Here is a 20,585-nt window from a genome sequence, read left to right as displayed (position 1 = left end):
CCGGCTCGCGCGCTCAGGAAAACAGGCGCTTCAGGAACCCAGGCTTGGCCGCCGGTGCAGCAGCCTTTTCCAGCAGTTCGATCAACCCGTCCACGCGCGGCTTCTTGAGCCGGCGCGCGTAGTCGATGTAGCTCTCTTCCTCGTCCATGCGATAGAACTGCGGCGGCATCGGCAGTTGGCCTGGCAGCGCCGCCAGCAGCACGCGCAGCGCGTCCAGCTGGTTCATGCGGATGGCACTCATGATCGCGGTCTCGCCGAGCGAGGGAATGATCTCGTTGGGCTGCGCGAGCCCGCCGGCGAGCAGGGGCTGGATCGCCGCCGCATCGCCCTGGACCGCCGCCGCGCCCAAGGCCTCGAGCGCCGCCAGCTTCTCTGGCGAAAGGCTGGCCAGGTAGGCGTCGCTGCGCTTGTCGTCCTCGTCGCGCGCGTCGCCGCCCTGCATGGTCATGAAGTCGGTCACGAGCGCCACGGGCTCGCCCGCGGCGTCGAGCGCCCAGAAGCTCGGGTAGCTGCCGTCGCCCCAACCCGCGCTGAAGATCAGCACGTTGTTCGCGCTGCCCGCGCCCAGCGGGTAGTGATCGGCGATGTCGGCCGAGGCGAGGTCAGCGCCGAGCACGTCGTCGTAGTAGCTCACGTACTCGGGGTTGGTGGCGGACTCGCGCGCCTCGCGCTCGGCCATGGCCTTGGCGCCGTCGGCGTCCATGAAGCAGCCGACGCCGGCATCGACCGGGTAGCCGTAGAACTCGTCACTGCCGAGTTCGTCCTGCGATTGCCCTTCGAGCAGCGCCGCTTTCCAGTGCAGGTCGCTTGCCTGCAGGCTGCCTCGCTCACGCAGCCACAGCACGGCCAGCGCATGGCGGCCTCCGCCTTGCAGCACCTCGACGGGGAATGCGCCGCGCCCGCTCACGCTGCGAACGAAAGGCTCGCGCTCGGGCTGCACCAGTGGATCGCAGGCCACGATGCGGCCGCTCGTGAGGTGCAGGGCACCGCAAGGCTGGCGCTGCAGATGCCGTGCGCGCAGCGCCTCGTCGTCAAGAAAAATGCTCTGGAGGTTGTCGATGTCTAGATAGGCCATGCGCCCAGTTTCTCATTCCCCGGCAACGGCAGGCCACGCCGGCGGATGGCTGCCCGGTGGCATCGACGGCCGCGGCCAGGCGGCCGGCGTGCGCGACAGCTGCGCGCTGTGGCGCACCGCTGCCAGTTCGCCGAAGCCCGAGGCGGAGGTCTCGACGTACGGCGCGACATCGGCCCGCGCGATCGACAGCCCGCCGTCCACACGCCCCAGCCCGCGCAGCCACTGCCCCGTCTGCGCCAGCGACACCTGCACATGCCAGCTGCCGCCCTCCTGCTGCTGCCGCCACAGCGCCGCGGCGGCACCGAGGGCGATCAGGTAGCCGCTGGCTTCGTCAAGGATCTGCATCGGCATCGGGCGCGGCTTGCCGTCGCCCGCGGCCTCGCCTTCGGCATGGTTGAAGCCCATGGCGGTCTGCACCAGCGAATCGAAGCCGCGCCGCCCGGCCCACGGCCCCTGCGTGCCGTAGGCCGTGAGCGAGACGCAGACGATGCCCGGCCGCTCGCGCGCCAGCGCCTCGGGGCCGAAGCCCAGCGCCGCGATGCCGCCGGGGCGGTAGCCCTGCACGAAGACATGCGCATCGGCGACGAGGCCGTGCAACACCGCGCGACCTTCGTCCGTGCACAGGTCCACGTGCGTCGAGAGCTTGCCGCGGCTGGTGTCGGCGATCGATTCGATGTTCGGCAGGTTCGGCGAATTGGCCAGCATCACGTCGGCGCCGTACGCCGCCAGCGCCCGGCCGCCGACCGGTCCCGCGAGGATGCGCGTCAGGTCGAGCACGCGCAGGCCTTCGAGCGGGCGCTGGTCGCCCTGCAGCGGCGGCAGCGCGCGCGGCGGTGCATCGCCGATGCGCTCGATGGTGAAGAGCGGCTGCGCCGCGACCGCCTGCCCCTGCGGCGTCGCGTCCCACTCATCGAAGCGGCGCAGTGCGGTCGCCACCAGGCCTTGCGCGGCGGCGGCCGATTCGAAATCGACCGCGCGCCAGCCGGCCATCGCGGCCTCGGCGTCGGCGCGCGTGGCGCTGGCCGGGTCCAGCTTCATCAGGCGCAGCGCGCCTTCGCGGTGGTGCTTGAAGTTGGCGTGGATGCGCACCCAGCCGTCGGCGCAGCGGTACACGCCCGAGAAGGTGTCCCACAGATCGGGCACGCGGCCGTCGAGGCTGAACCAGCCCGTGCAGTCGAGCGCGGCGTGCAGCGTGTCGACCGCGACCTCTTGCCGCGCCACGCCGCGCCGGTGCCCCAGCTCGCAGGCCGCGAGCGCGGCGGCGGCGATGCTGGCCTGCGCCGCGAGGCCGACCGCGAAGGACGAGGGCAGCACCGGGTCGGCGCCCGTGAGCCGCGCGAAGGCCAGCGCCTCGGCGGGCAACCCCGCCAGTTGCCAGAGACCGGCCAGGACTTCTTCACTCGTTGCCATGCGTCGCCCCTTCGGGGAAAAAGAAGAAATGAAAAAGGCAGGGTCCGCTTGCGCGGCCCTGCCTGTGTTGTGTGTCGTTGCGTTCGCGACCTTGTGCGGGTTGCTTACTGGATCAGCTTCGCACCGGTCTTGGCCTGCAGCGCGTCGAAGCTCACGCCCGGCGCGAGTTCGATCACCTTGAGGCCTTCGGGCACGACGTCCATCACGGCCAGGTCGGTGATGATGCGGTCGACCACGCCCACGCCGGTCAGCGGCAGCGAGCACTGCTCGAGGATCTTCAGGTCTTCGGTGCCGTCCTTCTTCTTGGCCACGTGTTCCATCAGCACGATCACGCGCTTCACGCCGGCCACGAGGTCCATGGCGCCGCCCATGCCCTTGACCATCTTGCCGGGGATCATCCAGTTGGCGAGGTCGCCCTTGGCGCTGACCTGCATCGCACCGAGGATCGACAGGTTGATCTTGCCGCCGCGGATCATCGCGAAGCTGTCATGGCTGCCGAAGATGGCGCTGCCGGGCAGCGTGGTCACGGTCTGCTTGCCGGCGTTGATCAGGTCGGCGTCGACGTTGTCCTCTGTCGGGAACGGGCCGATGCCGAGCATGCCGTTTTCGCTCTGCAGCCAGACTTCCTTGGTGCCTGTGTGGTTTGCCACCAGGGTCGGAATGCCGATGCCGAGGTTGACGTAGAAGCCGTCTTCGAGTTCTTGGGCGGCGCGGGCCGCCATCTGGTCTTGGGTCCAGGGCATCTCAGGCTCCTTCTTTCTTGTTGACGGCCTTCACGGCCGATTCGCTGCCGGCGGCGGCGGCCTGGGCGATGGCGGTCTGGGCCTCGACCTTGGCGGCGGCGGCATCGACCGAGGCGCTCACGGTGCGCTTCTCGATGCGCTTCTCGGGCGTGGCGTTGAGCACCAGGCGGTGCACGTAGATGCCCGGCAGGTGGATGTCGTCGGGGGCCAGCTCGCCCACTTCGACGATCTTCTCGACCTCGACGATGCAGACCTTGCCGGCCATGGCGGCGGCGGGGTTGAAGTTGCGCGCGGTGAGGCGAAAGCGCAGGTTGCCGGCCTTGTCGGCCACGTCGGCCTTGACCAGTGCCACGTCGGGCACCAGCGAGTGCTCCATGACGTAGGTCTCGCCGCCGAACTCGCGCAGCTCCTTGCCTTCGGCCACTTGCGTGCCCACGCCGGTCTTCGTGAAGAAGGCCGGAATGCCCGCGCCGCCGGCGCGCAGCTTCTCGGCCAGCGTGCCCTGGGGCGTGAATTCGAGGGCGAGTTCACCGGCCAGGTACTGGCGCTCGAACTCCTTGTTCTCGCCCACATACGACGCGATCATCTTCTTGATCTGGCGCGTCTCGAGCAGCTTGCCGAGGCCGAAGCCGTCGACGCCCGCGTTGTTCGAGATGACGGTGAGGTTCTGCACGCCGGAATCCTTGAGCGCGTCGATCAGCGCTTCGGGAATGCCGCACAGGCCGAAGCCGCCGACCGCGAGCGTCTGCCCGTCGGCCACGACCCCCTTGAGTGCCGCGTCTGCGGAGGGATAAATCTTGTTCACTCGGGCTCCTTGATGGGTGGTGGAGAGTGGGTGGGAAAGGCTTCAACGATACTACCTACTCGTATACGTAGTATTTCGTAGTGGTGACACCCGATGCCCGAGATCGATTACCGGCTGGCTTTTGAACATGCACCCGTCGGCATGGTGGTCTCGAGCAACCGCACCATCGTCGCCTGCAACCAGCGTGTGTGCGAAATTTTCGGCGCAGAGCCCTCCGCGCTGGTCGGGCATTCGTTCAGCATCCTGTACCCCAGCGTGGCGGAGTTCGAGCGCATCGGCAAGCGCATGGAGCCCTTTCTGAACGCCAGCGGCCACTACGCCGACAACCGCATGATGAAGCGCCTGGGCGGGCTGCACGGTGCGCTGGCCGGCGAGACCTTCTGGTGCCACGTCACCGGACACGCGATGAACCGCGCGGCGCCGCACGAGGCCGGCATCTGGACCTTCGAGGACCTGGGTTCGCGCCGTGCGGTGAAGGCCGAGCTCACGCCGCGCGAGCGGGAGGTGGCGGCGCAGGTGATGCGCGGGCTGACGTCGAAGGAGATCGGGAAGGCGCTGGGCATCAGCCATCGCACAGTCGAACTGCATCGGGCGCGGTTGATGCGCAAGTACGCGGCGGCGACGACTGCGGAGCTGGTGCAGAAGCTGATCGCAGGGTGATTCTTTTCAGGGCGTGTGCGCTGTCGTGCTGCGGGGCGATCAGCTCGCGTCGCGCGACAGCACCATCTCCATGCGCACCAGGTCCCGCAGCGGGATGCCGTTCTGCTTCGTCGCTTTGCCCCAGCGGCGCACGAAGTAGTCGACGTCGACGCCGACGATCCGAAATCCGAAGCGCTGGTAGAAGGCCAGCTCGCGCAGGCTGCTGTTGCCCGTGCCGACTTCAAGCCGGTGCGCGCCGCGCTGCCTGGCAAGAGCTTTCGCCTTCTTCAGCATCGCGGTGCCGATGCCCTGGCCCTTGTGGGCTTCGGCCACGGCGATGTTCATGATCTCCCAGGTGTCGACGCGCGTGGCCATGAGCACCATCTGGCCGACGACCTCGCCCGCTTGTTCGGCCAGCCATTGCTCGCCGCGCAGCAAGTACTTTTCGATCTCGGGGCGCGGGCCGTCCGCGTCGAACAGGAGCGGCCAGGGCACGGCATCCGCCGCGGTGGCCCTGCGCATCGTCAAGCCCTTCATGTGAGTGTTTCGTTCTTTCCGTTGCATGACCCCATTCTGAGTTCTGGGCAGAAGTTCCCTGCCAGAGGCCCCGGATCGTTGCGAAAACGGAAACGCCGTGTCGACAAAACCCATGCGCCATCGCCGGTTGAGAGGCCTATCGTGGAACCCACGCGAACACACCGTTCGCCCCACACAGGAGCAGACACCATGTCCACACCCCTTCATTCGGAAAAGAACCTCCTTCAGCAAACCAGGCTGTCCGTGGCCCAGGCCCGCGCGCTGGCCGGGCACCAGGTGCCCGTGGCGCTCGGCCTCGCGGCGGTGATCCTGTCGGTGCTGGGCGTCAAGCCCTGAACCTGGCCGGGGGCGTTCACTCCGGCTTGATGTCGGCGCCCTTGATCACCTTCGACCAGGCCGCGAGTTCCTGGTCGACGAACCGGCCCAGCGTGGCCGGGTCCATGTAGGTCGCGAAGGCGCCCTGCTCGTCCACCTTCTTGCGGAAGGCCTCGCTCTCGACGATCTTCCTGATCTCGGCGCTGAGCTTGTTCACCACCTCGGGCGGCGTCTTCGCCGGCGCGAACACCGCGAACCACGACTCGACCTCGTAGCCCGGCAACCCGGCCTCGGCCGAGGTCGGCACGTTCGGCATCGACGCGTGCCGCTTGCTGCCCGTGTACGCCAGCGCCTTGATGCGCCCGCCCGCGAAGTGGCCGATGACCGAGGGCGGCGTGGTGATGAAGATGTCGACATTGCCCGCCACCAGGTCATTGATGGCCGGCCCCGAGCCCTTGTACGGCACGTGCGTGGCCGGTTGCTTGGTCTGGCGCGACAGCAGCTCGCCGGCGATGTGCTGGATCGAGCCGTTGCCCGACGAGGCATAGAACAGACCGCCCTCCTTCTTCCTGCCGTACTCGATGAGCTCCTTCATCGAGCTCACCGGCAGCTTGCCGCTCACCGCGACCACGTGCGGCGCGCGCATCACCATCGCCACCGGCACGAAGTCCTTGGTCGGGCTCCAGCGCAGGTTCGGGTACAGCGACGGGTTGCCGACGTGGTAGCCCGAGTACTGCAGCAACAGCGTGTAGCCGTCGGGCGCGGCGCGGGCCACGAACTCGGTGCCGATGTTGCCGCTGGCGCCCGGCTTGTTGTCGACCACGACCGGTTGGCCCAGCGCGCGCTGCAGCGGGTCGGCGACCAGCCGCGCCATGATGTCGGTGGAGCCCGCGGGTGCCGTGGGCACCACGAAGGTCAGGGGTTTGGAAGGCCAGGTGTCGGCCTGCGAGGCGGCGGCGGCCAGCGCGAGGCCGACCGCGAGCAGGCGGTGAACGGGTTTCATGGGTTTGTCTCCGGTGGTTTTTTGTGGATGTCTTAGGACGCCAGCTCCGAAATCTCGATGAGATTCAGGTCGGGGTCACGCACGTAGACCGAGCGGATGCGCGACGTGGCGCCCGTGCGCATCACGGGGCCCTCGAGGATCGGCACGCCCTGCGCTTGCAGCCGCGCAACGACCTCTTCGAGCGGCACGCTGGCGATGAAACACAGGTCGAGTGAACCGGGCGTGGGCAGTTCGGCCTTGGGCTCGAACTCGTGGCCCTTCACGTGCAGGTTGATCTTCTGGTTGCCGAAGCGGAAGGCCCTGCGGCCGGCGCCGAAGACCTCCAGCGTCATGCCCAGCACCTCGACGTAGAAACGCACGCAGGCCTCTTGGTTCGCGGTGGTGAGCACCAGGTGATCCAGGTGGTCGATCATGCGCTCTCCTTCTTGATGGGGCGCGCCTTTGCGCGCTCGACGATGGCGTTGAAATCGGCCGGCGGCGCGTGCCGCGTGAGGCGGTGTCCGGCGCGCGAGACCTGACCGGGCAGTTCGTGCTGCACCAGTGACTCGAGTTCAGCCGCAGCGCCGATCAGGCCTTCGAGGTCCATGCCGGTGTCGTAGCTCATGCACTGCAACATGTGGACCACGTCCTCGGTCGCGACATTGCCGGTCGCGCCCGGCGCGTAGGGGCAGCCGCCGATGCCGCCGAGCGACATGTCGAGCCGGCGGATGCCCGCCTCGACCGCGGCGATGGTGTTCACCAGGCCCATGCCGCGGGTGTTGTGGAAATGCGCCGTCCATTCCAATGCCGGATGCCGCGCGCGCACGGCCTCGCACACCGCCTGCACCTGCGTGGGATAGGCCATGCCGGTGGTGTCGCACAGCGTGATTCCGTGCACGCCCAACGCAGCGAAGCGGTCGGTCCAGCCGAGCACCGCTGCGAGTGGCACCTCGCCTTCCATCGGACAGCCGAACACGCACGAGAGCGACACGTTCACCGGCACCCTCGCCTGCTTGGCCAGCGCGATCACGTCTGTCAGTTGCGCAAACGACTGCTCACGCATCATCCGCAGGTTGCTGAGGTTGTGCGTCTCGCTGACGGACATGACGATGTTGAACTCGTCGATGCGGCTTTCCAGTGCGCGCTCGGCGCCGCGCACGTTGGGCACGAGCGCGGTGTAGACCACGCTAGGCCGGCGTGCGATGCGCTGCATCACCTCTTCGCCATCGCGCAGCGCGGGAATAGCCTGGGCCGAGGTGAACGAAGTGACCTCGATCTTGGCGTAACCGAGCGTGCCGAGCCGGTCGATCAGCGCGACCTTGTCGTCGGTGGGAATGAAGCGGCTTTCCATCTGGAAACCGTCGCGCGTGGCGACCTCGTTGATGAACAGCCGCGTGCCGTTGCCGTCTTTCATACGACGGCCTCGCTGTCGGTGTTGCGCACGGGCCAGCCGGCGCCTTGCAGGTCCGCTGTGTGCTCGCCCAGCCGCGGCGCCGCATGCGCGATGCGCCCTGGCGTGGCGCTGAGCTTGGGCACCACGCCCGGCACCTTGAGCAGCGCGCCGTCGGAGCCGCGCGCCTGCACGATCATCTCGCGCGCCAGGTACTGCGGATCGGTCGCGATGTCGGCCACCGTGTAGATGCGCCCGACCGGCACGCCCGCCGCATCGAGCACGGCCAGCACCTCGTCGCGGCTGCGCTGCAGGGTCCAGGCTTCGATGGCGGCGTCGATCTCTTCCACGCGCAGCACGCGACCGTCGTTGTGCACGAGGCCCGGGTCGTTCTCCAGGTCCGCGCGGTCGATGGCGCGCATCAGCCGGCGGAAGATGCTGTCACCGTTGCCCGCCACCAGCACGTAGTGGCCGTCGCTGCAGCGGTAGGCGTTGGTCGGCGCGATGCCCGGCAAGGCGCTGCCGGCCCGTTCGCGCACGGCACCGAAGGCGTCGTACTCGGGCAGCAGGCTTTCCATCACGTTGAAGACCGACTCGTACAACGCCACGTCGATGAACTGGCCCTCGCCGCCGTGCGCCGTGCGGTGGTGCAGCGCCGTGAGCACGCCGATCACGCCATGCAGCGCGGCCAGCGTGTCGCCCAGCGAAACGCCCACGCGCACCGGCACCCGGCCCGGCTCACCGCTGAGGTAGCGCAGCCCGCCCATCGATTCGCCGAGCACGCCGAAGCCCGGCTTGTCGCGGTAGGGGCCGGTCTGCCCGTAGCCCGAGATGCGCAGCATGATGAGACGCGGGTTCAGTGCGTGCAGCTGCTCCCAGCCCAGGCCCCAGCCTTCGAGCGTGCCGGGCTTGAAGTTCTCGATCAGCACGTCCGCTTCGCGCGCCAGTGCGCGCACGGCCTCCTGCCCTTCGACGCTGCGCAGATCGAGGCACACCGAGCGCTTGTTGCGCGACTGCACCTCCCACCACACCGAGGTGCCGTCACGCAGCAGCCGCCACTTGCGCAGCGGATCGCCGACGCCGGCGGGCTCGACCTTGATCACGTCGGCGCCGAACTCGGCGAGCGTCTTGCCGGCGAAGGGGCCGGCGATGAGCTGGCCGAGCTCCAGCACCTTCAGGCCTTCGAGTGCGTTCATCTTTCTCTGTCTCCAGGTGGGTTGCCCCGACTCTAGGAACAGATGGCGACGAACGGAATTGCTCGGATGGCAGCAGGCCTTCGCGAAACGCGAAGACCCTGCGGTGCGCCCTACTTTTTCTTCAGCGTGGACGCAGGCCTGGCAACCACCGGCGGCTCGGCCGGCGTCTTGACCCAGCCGCGCAGCATCACACCCAGGCAGATGCCGGCCGCAAAGACGAGCCAGTACACCCACGACGGCAGGTTCTCCACGCCGCTGTGCAGGTTCATGCCGAAGGCCGCGCCGATGGCCATGAGCGGAAAGGTCAGTGCGGCGATGGTGTTGAGCTTGTGCTGCGCACGGCTCATCTCGAGGGCCGAGTGCGCCTGCGCCTCGGCGGCGCGTGCGAGCCGGTAGTCGAGCGACATGCGCGTGTCGGCCAGCAGCAGCTCGAAGCCGCGTGCAATTTCCACCGCGAGGTCGCGCTGGTCGATGAGCATCAGGTCGCCCTTGACCGCATCGCGCGCGGCCTGCAGGGTGTCTTGCATGTTCCGCGCGGCGCGGGTGAGCGGGATCAACGGGCCGAGGATCTGGAACAGGTCTTCCGAGGTCTCGGCGGCCTGGTGGCGGATCTCGAAGGTGCTGAATGCCGCGCGGTAGCTTTCGAGCAGCTTGGCGAGCGCGCGCTCGCCGGGGTTGTTGCCCTTGTGCAGCCACGCGCCGTCGGGCTTGCGCAGGAACACCACGGGCTTGCGCTCGGCGCCGGTGCCCGAGGGCGGCTCGTGCAGGATCACCATCAGGTGCTCCTGCTCGTGGATGATGCGCTGCGCGCCGTAGGTGCTGCCGCCCAGCCGCTGCTGCATGGCGGCGGGCAGTTCCCAGTCGTAGTCGATTCGTCTTGGCATCAGGGGGCCTGCAGTTCTTTCCACAAGGTGTCGAATTCGTCCGCGAAGCGGCGCACCAGCGACGGGTCGTTGCTCAGCACCAGGTTCTCCTCGTTGTACTCGCAGGCGCTGCGGGTCCAGTTGTAGCTGCCGTTGAGCAGCCGCGCGCCGTCGAAGATCGCGAACTTGTGGTGCATGTGGGCGTCGGTGCGGTCCACCGCCACCGGAATGCCGGCCGCGCGCAGCTGGCCGACGTCGCTGCCGCGGTCGAACTCCTTGTCGTTGTCGCTGATGCAACGCACCGTCACGCCGCGCCGGTGCGCCGCCAGCACCTCGGCGGTGATGCGGTCGTCCGAGAGCGTGAACACGCACAGGTCGACCGCGTGCTTCGCCGTTCGCAGCTGCTGGTTGATCGCCTGCAGGCAGGCCGTGCCCGGGCTGAAGTAGGCCTGCGAGCGCACCGTGACGCTGTCGGGCGAACGGCCGGTGTCGATCGCGCGCACCACGCCTTCGAGCCACTTGAGCAGCGACAGCTGCTCGGGGTCGGCGGTGCGCGAGCGCACGAGGTCGAAGGCGCGGTTGCGCAGCTGGCGCAGGCCGTCTTCGGGCGGCGAGGCTTCGCGCAGGGTGTGGACCAGCACGCGGCGCTCGTCGTCGCTCAGGCGCGCGTCGGCCATCGTCGCGTCGAGCTGGGCCAGCAGTTCGGGCAATGCGGACATCACTGATCCTTGTCGGCTTTGGGCGGAGATGGCGGCGGTGGCACGCGCCTGGGCGCGGCCCGCGTGGCCTGCACCTCGGCGGCGAGGCGCTCCATGTCCTGCTTGATCGAGCGGTCGAGTTCGAGCCGGCGCTCGGTGGCGGTCACCAGCGGCAGGATCAGCTCGCGGTAGGTCACGGCGATCTGCAGCATGGCGTCGGCCAGGCGCTGGCTCTCGTTCGGACCCTCGGCGACAGGCTTGGGCTCGGGCTTGAGCGCGTCGACCGCGCGCGCCACGTCGAGCATGCTGCTCGCGATGCGCTGGCTGCCGTCCACGTCGGCGCCGCCGAGCTTGCGCTGGCGAACGAATTCCTCGCAGATGGCGGTCCAGCGCGCGCTTTCCTCCGGCGTCGGACTGCCCAGCAGTTGCGCGAGGCGCAGCAGGTTTTCTTCCGCGCCGGTGGTCAGCGTCTGCGCCTCGCCGCGGTAGTGGTCGCGCAACAGCGCATCCAGCTCGTCGTCGCGCATCAGCGCGGTGATCTTGCCCGCGAGCTTGGTCATGTTGCGGTAGCTGCCCTGCAGCTTGAACGGCGGTGCGACACGATAGGTCTCCTGCTGCGCGGCCGATTCGATGTACGCGAGGTTCACCTTCAGCAGCAGGTCGCGCGCACGGAACAGGCGCTGCAGCAGCGCCTTGATTTCCTCCAGCTCGACCGCGCTGTAGGCGTGCGAGAGCGCGCTGCTCGGCACGTCGTGGCCCTGCGCCATCTTCACCAGCAGTTGCACGTCCTTCGGGTCGCGCGAGGCCAGCGGCATCAGCGTGGGGTTGGAGGTCAGGCTGTTCTCGATGTACGAGAGCGCGAACGCCGCCTCGCGACCCGAGAGCACGTCACCCAGGTTGTAGATGTCGGCGCGGTTGGCCAGCATGTCGGGGATCTTGAACACGTCGCCCGACTCGGTGTACGGGTTGCCCGCCATCACGATCGCGAAGCGCTTGCCGCGCATGTCGTAGCTGCGCGGCTCGCCGTTCCACACACCCTCGATGCGGCGCGTGCCGTCGGCCAGCGCGATGAACTTCTGCAAAAACTCGGGGCTGGTGTGCTGGATGTCGTCCAGGTACAGCATCACGTTGCTGCCCATGGCCAGGCCCAGGTTGAGCTTCTCCAGCTCCTGCCGCGCGGCGCTGTTGGGCGCGTTCACCGGGTCGATGGCCGTGACGCCGTGGCCCAGCGCCGGGCAGTTGATGCGCACAAAGATGAGCCCGAGGCGGTCGGCCACGTACTCCATGAGCGTCGTCTTGCCGTAGCCGGGCGGCGAGATCAGCAGCAGCAGGCCCATGCGGTCGGTGCGGCTGCCCTCGCCCGCCGAGCCGATCTGCTTGGCGAGGTTGTCGCCGATGAGGGGCAGGTACAGCTCGTCGATCAGCTGGTTGCGCACGAAGGTCGAGAGCGGCTTGGCCTGGAACTGGCTCAGCTTGAGCCGCGCCTTCTCGCGTTCGAGCAGCTCGTGGCGCAGGCTGTGCAGCGCCTCGTAGCCCGGCACCGCGTGCATCGTGTGGAACAGGAAGCGGCGCCAGAAGTCGTTGAGGTTCAGCGTGAGGCGCCCTTCGGCGACGCGCGGGTGCTCCCCGCGCAGGCCTTCGACGGTGCGGTCGAGCGCCGCGTTGACGCGGGTGCGCTGCAACGGCATGGCCAGCACGCTGGCCGCGTCGTCGGTCCAGTCGACCGATTGCGGGGCCTGGTGCGTCGCGTAGGCACGCACCCAGTCGCGCGCCAGGCGCCAGCGCTCGGCCGGCGGTGCGGCGTCGAGGTCGTGCTGCCACGCATCGCGCCGGCCGCCGCGCTCCAGCTCGCGCAGCAACGCCGCCGCGAGGTCCTCGCCGGCGCCGGACACGGCCCAGGTCTCGCCGCCATGCGGGCCGGCGAGTTCGCGCACGAGGTACGCGGCGGCCTGGTCGCACAGGGTGGTCACGCGGCCGTCGTGCGCGTCGCGCGTTTCGTCGTTCGCGGTGTCGGCCTGCGGCAGCAGGTCGGGCACCACGTCGCGGGCGAAGTGGTTCAGTGCACGCGCGATGTCGGCTTCGAGCTGCGCCAACGCATCGCGCCGGCCGAACAGCGCCAGCATCTGCATCGCGGCACGCGCGCGGCGCAGCATCGATTCGCGGTGCGCGATCAAGTGGCCGTGCTGCCAGTAGAGCAAGGCCAGCGCGCGTTCGGTCGGTCCCCAGGCGAGCAGGCCCGCCTGGTCCTGCATGCCGACGAGCGCGCCCAGCAGGCGCATCGCGTCGTCGTCGTGGATGCCCTTCTGATAGCCCTCCTGGTAGCGCGCCGCAGCGAAGCGGCGGACCATGTCGAGCAATTGCGGATGCAGCGGGTCTTCGGCCAGCAGCGTGAGCACCTCGCCCCAGGTGCGCTCGGCCTTGCCGTCGAGCAGCGCCTCCAACAGGCGGCCGGCGAGGTATTCGGCGCGCGACAGTTCAGGCGTTTCCGACACCAGCGACTGGTCCCAGTAGCGCTGCAGCGGCAGCAGCCGGGGCTCATCGACCGGGCTCTGGTAGTCGGTGCCCGTCACCTGGTAGGCCATGCCTTCGTCGCGGGCGACCAGCGTCAGGTCGACCGGCTGGCGGTGCACGGTGAAGGCGTGGCGGCCCAGGCGCAGCGTGTCGCCGCCCTCGCTCACCAGCTCGCGCTTGTCGCGGATGGAACGCAGCGCCTGGTCGCGCGCGGTCTTCAGGCGCGTGTCGAGCTCGTCGGCCGGCACCGCGGCGCCCAGCGTGCGCAGGTCGGCGATCAGCGTGTGCAGCTTGCCGATCATCGGGTCGGCCGCGAAGTAGCTGTGGACCTGGGTCAGGTCGCCGAACTGCGCGATGCGGCGCGGAATGCCGTCGAGGATGCGCCCTGCCGCGTCGACCACGCCCTGCGCGCGGCGCTGGCGGGCGTCGACCAGGCTCTGGCGGCGCGCGGACAGCGCCTCGTACACGGTCTCGCGCTTCTCGGCGATGTCGGCCAGGAAGTCTTCCTGCTCGGCGAAGCGGCCTTCGATTTCTTCGAGCTGCGCCAGCAGGCGCGTGAGCGCGTCGTCGCACTTCTCGGGCGTGTCGGCGAACTCCAGCGCGTTCTCGACCGCCTGGCTGAAGAGCTTGAACTGCGCGCCGAACTCGGCACGCGCCTCGGTCGCACCCAGCGACTTGCGCCGCGCGCGCGCATCGGCGCGCATGCGGTTGATGTCGGCGTAGATCAGCGAGATGCGGTCGAGGATGGACGTGCGAATCACCGCATCGCCGCCCGGCAGGCTGCCCAGCTGCTCGGTCAGCAGGTCGAGGCCGGCCGCCTGCTCGTCGAGCGTGGCCAGCATCTGGCCGAGCGCGGGCGAGGTGGCCAGGTTGGGGAGTTCGAGCGCGAGCTTGTCCAGCGCCTGGCGCTGGCCGTGGAAGGCCGTGTCGGCCGCCAGGAACTGCATCGCGCGCTCGCCGATGCGCTGCTGCTCGACCTCGAGTGCGGCGTCCATCGCGGCGATGCGCGGCAGATCGGCGTAGCGCAGCTCCTTGAGCATCTGCAGCGCGCCGCGCCGCTCGCGCAGCCGGCCTAGCGCCTTCACGAAATCGTCGGGTGCGCGCCAGAGGGTGCTGGCAATGTCGACCAGCAGCGCATGCTGCTCGTCTTCCGCGCGGGCCAGCGCGCGCGCGGTTTCGCGGCGGATGGTGTCGACCTTTTCGAATTCGCCCAGCGTGCTGCGCGCCACCTCGGCGATGCTGCGCAGCTCGCCCATGAGGCCGGTGGCCTCGGGTGCGTCGAGCCAGAAGTAGGCGTCGCTCACGCGGGTGCACTGGCGGATCAGGTCTTCGTAGGCGGCGCGCGTGGGCGCCTGCTCGCGCACCGCGCGGGCAATGCCCATGAGATCGCTCACGCCGCGCACCAGCTCGGCATTGCCGATCTTGCCGAAGAAGCCGGTGGAAGGCGGCTGCGCGCTCACATGCTCTTCGCTGGCGAAGGGCGTCTGCCACAGCTGCATCGGGTGCACGCGCGTGGGCTCGACGTCGTCGCCATTGAACACCAGCATGCGGCCGTCGGCAAAGCGCGCGTAGCCGTTGGCGATGATCGGCGTGGCGAGCTTCTTGTCGATCAGGTTGTAGTTGAACAGCGCATAGCGCCCGGGCTTCGGGTCGTAGAACACATAGGCCACGTCCTCGCCGTTGGGCGAGCGCAGCATGCGCTTGAAGCGCAGGTTTTCCACCACCTCGGCCGGCAGGTCGAAGCGCTTGTACTCGCCCGACTGCAGGTAGTAGCCACCCGGAAAAATGATGCCGTGGTCTTCGGGCAGCTGCACGCAGGAACCGCCGATGGCGTCGATGCGCTCGACCTGCTGCGTGCGGATGTTGAACACCAGGTAGCGCGTGACCTGTTCGCGGTAGGGCTTCACGCGCAGCAGGATCAGCATGCCCAGCTTGGCCCAGGCAATCTCGGCGTCGGTGAGCGACTGGCTCTTGTCTTCCACCGGCTCGCTGTAGATGCCCAGCCCGGTCTCGGTGTTGTTCTCGATCTTGACCGTGAGGTCGCCGCCCAGCGTCTCGACGAACACGGTGTCGAGCACGTTCACGTGCGGATGCTTGCCGCCCACGTGGTCTTCGCGCGTGGCCACGGTCCACTCGAAATCGTGGCTCGCGGGCAAGGCGATGTCGCGCTCGCCGCGGTTGTCGATGTAGTTGATGTTGCCGTTGCGCTCGATGGCCCAGCGGAACACGCGCACGTCGTGCAGCTGCTGGCCGATCTGGAACGAGGCCAGCAGCTTGTCCTGCGTGACGCGCAGCTGCAGCAGCGTGGCCTGCTTGTAGTAGGCGTAGAGCTCGCGGAAGTCGGAGGCGAAGCGCGCGTCTTCCAGGAAGGTGCCGGCCAGCGGCACGGGCTGCAGCTCGTCGTTCTCGGTGGCGGCTTCGCCCGGCGATGCGAGCCGGTACAGGCCGAACACGTCGCCCACGGCCGTTTCCTTGCGCAGGCCGATGAAGACGTTGTAGCCGAACAGCAGCAGGTCGCCGATGCGCACGATGTCGCGCGCCACCGCGTTGTTCTCGGTGCGCGCGCGGGTGCGCAGGATCAGCGTCTGGTCGGAGCGGCCGAACTCGGCCAGCCGCTGCTCATTGAGCGCCTGCGTCTTCTTGAGCAGGCCCTCGCCCTGGGTTTCGAGCCGCTTCTTCAGCAGGTCGTAGCTGCCGCTGCCGGAGACCAGCGCTTCGGTGGGGTCGATGGGGGCCTGGGCGCCGGGCGGCGCCGCGGTGTCGTCGGTGGGTTGCATGGATCGGCGCGGTCAGTCCGCGCGCAGCAGTGCGAGCAATTCGTCGCGGTGAGGCTGGGTGTCGAGCCAGGCGCGGATGCGGTCCAGCTCGTCGATGCAGTCGTCGCCGTAGCGGCGGCGCAGCGCGGCCAGGCGCGCCTCGCGCACCTCCTCGGTCTGCAGCCGGCGCTGCCAGCCGTCGGACAGCAGCTCGTCGAGCCGGCCGGCCAGGCCGCGGCTCACGAGGGCGCGCCATTCGCCCTGGTCGAACCAGAGGTTCTGGCAGGCCACGCAGCGGTCGATGCGGAAGTCGGGCCCGGCGCTCACGCGCAGGCGCTGCATCAGGCGCTCGCATTCCGGGCAGTGGCGCACGGCGGCGATGTCGAACACCTCGATCACCTCGTCGTCGACCTCGTGCGGCACGCGCTTCGGGTCGGCGGCCTTCCAGCTGCGCCAGTCGTCCATGTCCATCACCATGCCGTGGCAGTCGCCGCACTGCACGCCGAGCAGGGCTTCGGCGAGTGCGACGGGCTGCATCGCGGCATGGGCGGCGCAACTGCACTTCAGGTTCGGGTTCATCGCGCGCCCCCGGCTCAGTTGCGGAAGGAGGAGATCAGGTTCTGCAGCGCCGACTTCTGGCTTTCGGTGCCGTCGTTGGCGATCTTGCTCATCAGCGAGGCCACGCTGAGGTTCTGGATTTCGCCCGACGAATTGCCCAGCGCGCCGACGATGTCGCGCAGGTCCTTCACCACGTCGCGCTCGCCCGAGAGCTGTTCCTTGAAGGCGACCTGCACCGCCTGGCTCTTGGAGATGACGCCGTCGATGCCCTTGCCCACGGAGAGCGAGCGCACGAAGCTGTCGAAGTAGTCGCCCGAGCCGCCCACGATGTCGATCTTGGCGTTGGCGAGCGCGGTGCCCAGCACGTCGGCCTGTTCCTTGGCAATGGACGTCTGCGCGTCGATGCCCTTCATGGTTTCGATGTGCGACTTTTCCAGGCGCATGCGGAACTCTTCGTGGTCGCGGGTTTCGGGGCTCATGGACTTCATGGCCTCGAACTTCTCGTGCAGGCCCTTGGCCTCGGCGTTGAAGCGCGCTTCGATGACCTGCGCATCGGCCTGGCCCGACTTGAGCGTGGCCTCGGCGTCGGCCGTGCGCACGTTGACTTCGGCGAGGCCCAGCTTTTCCTTGCCCGAGGCCTCGGCCTCGAACTTGGCCCGCATGCCGGCCGCTTCGGCCTGCGAGCGGGCCTCGATGACCTGCGCGTCGGCCTGGCCGGCCTTGAGGATCGCGTCGGCATCGGCCTGGCGCACATGCACGTCGGCCAGGCCCAGCTTTTCCTTGCCCGAAGCCTCGGCTTCGAAGCTTGCGAGCTTGGCCTGGGCCGTGGCGATTTCGACCTTGGCGGCGGCCAGGCCCGGTGCGGCGGAAATGGCTTCCACGCCCTCGGCTTCGCGCTTCTTCGATTCGGCGTCGCGCTCGGCCACCTTGAGCTTGGCGTCGGCCAGCGTGAGTTCTTCGGCGGCCTTGTGGCGGGCGCGCTTCTCTTGCGTTTCGGCGGCCTTCACGTCGAGCACCATCTTCTCTTCGGCCTGGCCCTCGGCCATGATCACGACCGACTTCTTGGTGCGCTCGGCTTCGGCCACCACGCGCAGTTCCTTGATGGCTTCTTCCTGTTCGGCCACCGTGCGCTCGACCACGATGCGCTCGCGGATCACGTCGGCAATGGCCTTCTTCTGCACTTCGACGGCCTTGTCCTTCTCGATGCGTTGCAGGGTCACTTCCTTCTCGCGATCGACGATCTCGAGGTCGCGGGCGCGCGTGACCTTTTCTTCCTCGATGGCCACCGCGCGCTTGCGGTTGTTCTCGGCCACTTCCTTCTCGCGCTGCACGTTCTCCTGCTGCACCGAGACCGACTGCTCGGCCATCAGGCGCGCGGTTTCGGACTTGGTGCGCTCTTCGGACTGGATCTTGGAGGTTTCGGCTTCTTCGCGGGCGCGCACGCTGGCAATTTCGCGTTGCTGGCGCGCGGTGGCGTCGGCCTGCTGGCGCTCGAGCTCAAGCAGCGCTTCTTGCGTCTCGACGTTCTTCTTCTTGATCTGCATTTCCTCGTTGCGGCGCAGCTCGTTGGTGCGCACGTGCTCGACCGCCGTGAGTTCGGTGATCTTCTTGATGCCCTGCGCATCGAGGATGTTGTTGGCGTCCAGCTCCGACAGCGGGGTCTGCTCGAGGTAGTCGATGGCGGCGTCTTCGAGCACGTAGCCCGACAGGTCGTTGCCGATCTGGCTGATGATCTCGTCGCGGAAGCCGTCGCGCGCCTGGTACAGGTCGACGAAGTCCATCGACTTGCCCACGGTCTTGAGCGCTTCGGAGAACTTGGCGGAGAACAGCTCTTCGAGCGTCTCGTGGTTGGAGGCCCGCGCGCAGCCGATGCCTTGCGCCACCTTCAGCACGTCGTCGGCGGTCTTGTTCACGCGCACGAAGAACTTCACCTTGATGTCCGCGCGGATGTTGTCGCGGCAGATGAGGCCTTCGTTGCCCGAGCGGTCGATCTCGATGGTCTTGACCGAGATGTCCATCAGCTCGGCCTTGTGGATGATCGGGTAGACCATGCGGCCGGTGAAGGTCACCTCGGGCTCGGCGCGCAGCGTGTTCACGATGAGGGCGTGGCCCTGTTCGATCTTGCGATAGAACTTGGCGAACATCGCGAACAGGCCGAGGATGACGACGGCCAGTATGACCACGGCGAAGATGATGGGCTCCATTTTTTCTCCAGATGCTTTAAGAGCGAGCGAACGAACTTGGGTGAGAGATGCGCGCAGTCAGAAGGTGTGAACGAATCCGGCGTGGCCGATGAACGGACATGGCGGGTTCGTTCACGCCTTCTCAGACGATGTCTTCGTGCGCCGCGATGAGGTAGCGCGCGGCCACCTCGTCGTATTCGAGGATGAGCGCGTGCGAGCCGCGCTTGAGGGCGTTGGGCGTGGGCGCCCAGACGCGGATGTTGAGGCTGGCGCCACGGCGCGCCACTTCGGCGCGGCCGTCTTTCTCGTTCACCACGCCGGTGACGACGCGACAGACCTGGCCCACCAGCGCCGCGTTGCTCACGGCCGTGTGGCTCACGAAGAGGCCTTTGAGCGGACGGATGGCCACCGCCGTCACCGGAATGGCAAGGGCCGCGCTGACCACCAGCAGCACCGTGCCGGCCACCAGCTTGAGCACCATCGTCGGCACCAGCGGCAGCAGCCACTCGCCGCCCAGGCACGAGAGCGTCCAGGCCACGAGCACCAGCAGGCTCACGGCCACCGAGAACGGCACGCCGTTCAGGCCGAAGGCGACCACGTAGCTCGCGATCTGGCCCATGTCGCTGGTGTCGCCGTCGGCATGCGTCTGCAGGTCGACGTCGATCCCGCTGCTCTCGAAGTCGACCATGCCGACCACCGCGAGCACCCAATAGATCACCACGACGCCCAGCAGCACCGTGTAGATCGCGGTGGGGTACCCCGTCACCGCTCCCATGAAATCGCCCATTGATCCTCCCGCGTGCGGGTTGGTTGTTGTTCTCTTTTCTTCTTACCTGCCGCCCGGCTTCCTCGTGCCGGTGTTCTTCTTGTTCGCCTTGCCTGCAAAGGCAATCAGTTCGCGCGTGGCCCTCTCCTTGATGGCCAGGCGGTCGTCAGGTGACAGACCATAACGCGCCGCCAGAAATTCGTAGTCGGCCGTGTTCAACGACACCGTGAGGCGCGGCCGTTTCGGCTTCGAGGTGGTCGCCAGGCCCAGCACCTGCCGGATCTGGTCGGGCGTGGACACATGCTGCTCGAACGCCGCGGTGCGCACGGCCTCGAGCACGGCCTCTTCCACGTCGAAGGCCACCTGGACCGCGCGGATCGCCTCGTCCGAGCCCTGCCAGCGTACCGGCTTGACCCGCACCATCGTCACTCCTGAACCGGCTTGGACGGTTCGGACGGCTTGGCCTGCCGGGCGCGGATGCGCTCCATCACCCTGCCGGTGCGGTCGGCGTCGTTGCCGATGCCCGCCGCGGCCAGCTTCTTTTCGAGCGCGCTGTGGCCGAACTCGTCTTCGAGCTGCTGGCCCGCCGCCATGCGATCGGACAGGTCTTCGTGGCGCGAGCGGATGCGCTCCAGCGACTCGCGCGCGCTGGCCAGGCGCGAGCCGCCGCTACCGATGTTCTCGGAGATCGACTGCGTGGCGCGGTAGACGCTCTCGGTGGTCTTGGCAATGCCGATCTCGCGCTCGTGCTCGCGGATGCGCGCCTCGGCCGACTTGATCAGGTCCTTGAGCCGCGACACCTGCAGCGCATACGAGGCGTGGGCCTTGGCCTGCTCCTCGAGCTCCTGCTCGAGCGTGCCGACCTTGGCCGCCACATCGAGTGCGAGGCCTTCCTGGGTCTTGTTGAGCGCTTCGAGCGCCAGGCCTTCGTAGCGCGCGACCTCGCCCTTCAGGCGTTCGATTTCGCGGGCCGACTGCATCTCCTTGGCCATCACGCCGGTGAGGTCGCCCTTGGCCTTCTCGATGCTGTGCTTGGCGTCGATGATTTCCTGCTCGTAGATGCGCGTGGCATTGCTGTCGATCACGCTCTCGCCGATTTCGCGGGCGCTGCCGCGCAGCAAGGTGACCAGCTTCTTGATGACTGTCATGATGATCTCC

At 68.2% G+C, this 20,585-nt stretch carries 19 protein-coding genes; 2 read left to right on the top strand and 17 right to left on the bottom strand.

Going from position 1 to position 20,585, the window contains the following annotated elements:
- Positions 1 to 13 precede the first annotated feature (13 nt).
- The 4 genes from AC07OH_RS03175 to AC07OH_RS03160 form a co-directional block, all read right to left on the bottom strand.
- Entirely contained in the window at positions 14 to 1,075 is a 1,062-nt protein-coding gene (locus AC07OH_RS03175; protein WP_495299552.1) for a DUF4241 domain-containing protein, read from the bottom strand.
- A 12-nt stretch (positions 1,076 to 1,087) separates the two neighbouring features.
- The gene (locus AC07OH_RS03170) at positions 1,088 to 2,485 is read right to left on the bottom strand and encodes a CoA transferase (protein WP_495299551.1); all 1,398 of its coding nucleotides are present in this window, start codon (positions 2,483 to 2,485) and stop codon (positions 1,088 to 1,090) included.
- Positions 2,486 to 2,589: 104 nt separating this feature from the next.
- Entirely contained in the window at positions 2,590 to 3,228 is a 639-nt protein-coding gene (locus AC07OH_RS03165; protein ID WP_056573812.1) for a 3-oxoacid CoA-transferase subunit B, read from the bottom strand.
- A gap of 1 nt (position 3,229) precedes the next feature.
- Entirely contained in the window at positions 3,230 to 4,033 is an 804-nt protein-coding gene (locus AC07OH_RS03160; RefSeq protein ID WP_062476435.1) for a CoA transferase subunit A, read from the bottom strand.
- A 93-nt stretch (positions 4,034 to 4,126) separates the two neighbouring features.
- Here AC07OH_RS03160 and AC07OH_RS03155 point away from each other — a divergent pair, with 93 nt between their 5' ends.
- Positions 4,127 to 4,693, top strand: coding sequence for a LuxR C-terminal-related transcriptional regulator (locus AC07OH_RS03155; RefSeq protein WP_062476432.1), 567 nt, complete (start codon positions 4,127 to 4,129; stop codon positions 4,691 to 4,693).
- 39 nt (positions 4,694 to 4,732) lie between these two features.
- Here the strand turns inward: AC07OH_RS03155 and AC07OH_RS03150 are convergent, their stop codons facing one another.
- Positions 4,733 to 5,194: a GNAT family N-acetyltransferase gene (locus AC07OH_RS03150; protein WP_495299550.1), complete on the bottom strand. Its 462-nt coding sequence runs from the start codon at positions 5,192 to 5,194 to the stop codon at positions 4,733 to 4,735.
- A gap of 204 nt (positions 5,195 to 5,398) precedes the next feature.
- On the opposite strand from AC07OH_RS03150, the gene AC07OH_RS03145 reads away from it, so the two are divergent.
- Positions 5,399 to 5,545, top strand: coding sequence for a hypothetical protein (locus AC07OH_RS03145; protein ID WP_167395007.1), 147 nt, complete (start codon positions 5,399 to 5,401; stop codon positions 5,543 to 5,545).
- 16 nt (positions 5,546 to 5,561) lie between these two features.
- Here the strand turns inward: AC07OH_RS03145 and AC07OH_RS03140 are convergent, their stop codons facing one another.
- The 12 genes from AC07OH_RS03140 to AC07OH_RS03085 form a co-directional block, all read right to left on the bottom strand.
- Entirely contained in the window at positions 5,562 to 6,527 is a 966-nt protein-coding gene (locus AC07OH_RS03140) for a Bug family tripartite tricarboxylate transporter substrate binding protein (RefSeq protein WP_495299549.1), read from the bottom strand.
- A gap of 32 nt (positions 6,528 to 6,559) precedes the next feature.
- On the bottom strand, positions 6,560 to 6,940 hold the full coding sequence (locus AC07OH_RS03135) for a VOC family protein (RefSeq protein ID WP_495299548.1): 381 nt from the start codon (positions 6,938 to 6,940) through the stop codon (positions 6,560 to 6,562).
- Entirely contained in the window at positions 6,937 to 7,920 is a 984-nt protein-coding gene (locus AC07OH_RS03130; protein ID WP_495299547.1) for a hydroxymethylglutaryl-CoA lyase, read from the bottom strand. Before AC07OH_RS03130 ends, AC07OH_RS03135 begins: the two co-directional genes overlap by 4 nt.
- A complete protein-coding gene (locus AC07OH_RS03125; protein WP_495299546.1) occupies positions 7,917 to 9,092 on the bottom strand; it encodes a CaiB/BaiF CoA transferase family protein in 1,176 nt (391 codons plus the stop codon). The genes AC07OH_RS03130 and AC07OH_RS03125 overlap by 4 nt, the downstream gene beginning before the upstream one ends.
- Positions 9,093 to 9,202: 110 nt before the next feature.
- A complete protein-coding gene (locus AC07OH_RS03120) occupies positions 9,203 to 9,976 on the bottom strand; it encodes a magnesium transporter CorA family protein (protein ID WP_495299545.1) in 774 nt (257 codons plus the stop codon).
- Positions 9,976 to 10,674: a phospholipase D-like domain-containing protein gene (locus tag AC07OH_RS03115; protein ID WP_495299544.1), complete on the bottom strand. Its 699-nt coding sequence runs from the start codon at positions 10,672 to 10,674 to the stop codon at positions 9,976 to 9,978. Before AC07OH_RS03115 ends, AC07OH_RS03120 begins: the two co-directional genes overlap by 1 nt.
- The gene (locus AC07OH_RS03110) at positions 10,674 to 15,941 is read right to left on the bottom strand and encodes a DNA repair ATPase (protein WP_495299543.1); all 5,268 of its coding nucleotides are present in this window, start codon (positions 15,939 to 15,941) and stop codon (positions 10,674 to 10,676) included. The genes AC07OH_RS03115 and AC07OH_RS03110 overlap by 1 nt, the downstream gene beginning before the upstream one ends.
- 12 nt (positions 15,942 to 15,953) lie before the next feature.
- Complete coding sequence (locus AC07OH_RS03105) at positions 15,954 to 16,499, bottom strand: TFIIB-type zinc ribbon-containing protein (protein ID WP_095947463.1); 546 nt, start codon at positions 16,497 to 16,499, stop codon at positions 15,954 to 15,956.
- 14 nt (positions 16,500 to 16,513) lie between these two features.
- Complete coding sequence (locus AC07OH_RS03100; RefSeq protein WP_062476401.1) at positions 16,514 to 18,682, bottom strand: flotillin family protein; 2,169 nt, start codon at positions 18,680 to 18,682, stop codon at positions 16,514 to 16,516.
- Positions 18,683 to 18,803: 121 nt separating this feature from the next.
- Entirely contained in the window at positions 18,804 to 19,448 is a 645-nt protein-coding gene (locus AC07OH_RS03095; RefSeq protein ID WP_070059349.1) for an OB-fold-containig protein, read from the bottom strand.
- A gap of 42 nt (positions 19,449 to 19,490) precedes the next feature.
- Positions 19,491 to 19,850 carry a hypothetical protein gene (locus AC07OH_RS03090; RefSeq protein ID WP_495299542.1) on the bottom strand — a complete coding sequence of 120 codons (360 nt, stop codon included), beginning with the start codon at positions 19,848 to 19,850 and terminating at the stop codon, positions 19,491 to 19,493.
- A 2-nt stretch (positions 19,851 to 19,852) separates the two neighbouring features.
- Positions 19,853 to 20,575: a PspA/IM30 family protein gene (locus AC07OH_RS03085; protein ID WP_495299541.1), complete on the bottom strand. Its 723-nt coding sequence runs from the start codon at positions 20,573 to 20,575 to the stop codon at positions 19,853 to 19,855.
- Between the last annotated feature and the right edge of the window lie 10 nt (positions 20,576 to 20,585).

Source organism: Variovorax sp. GW821-FHT10C12, assembly GCF_059415405.1.
This window is presented reverse-complemented; position numbering and strand designations above follow the sequence as displayed.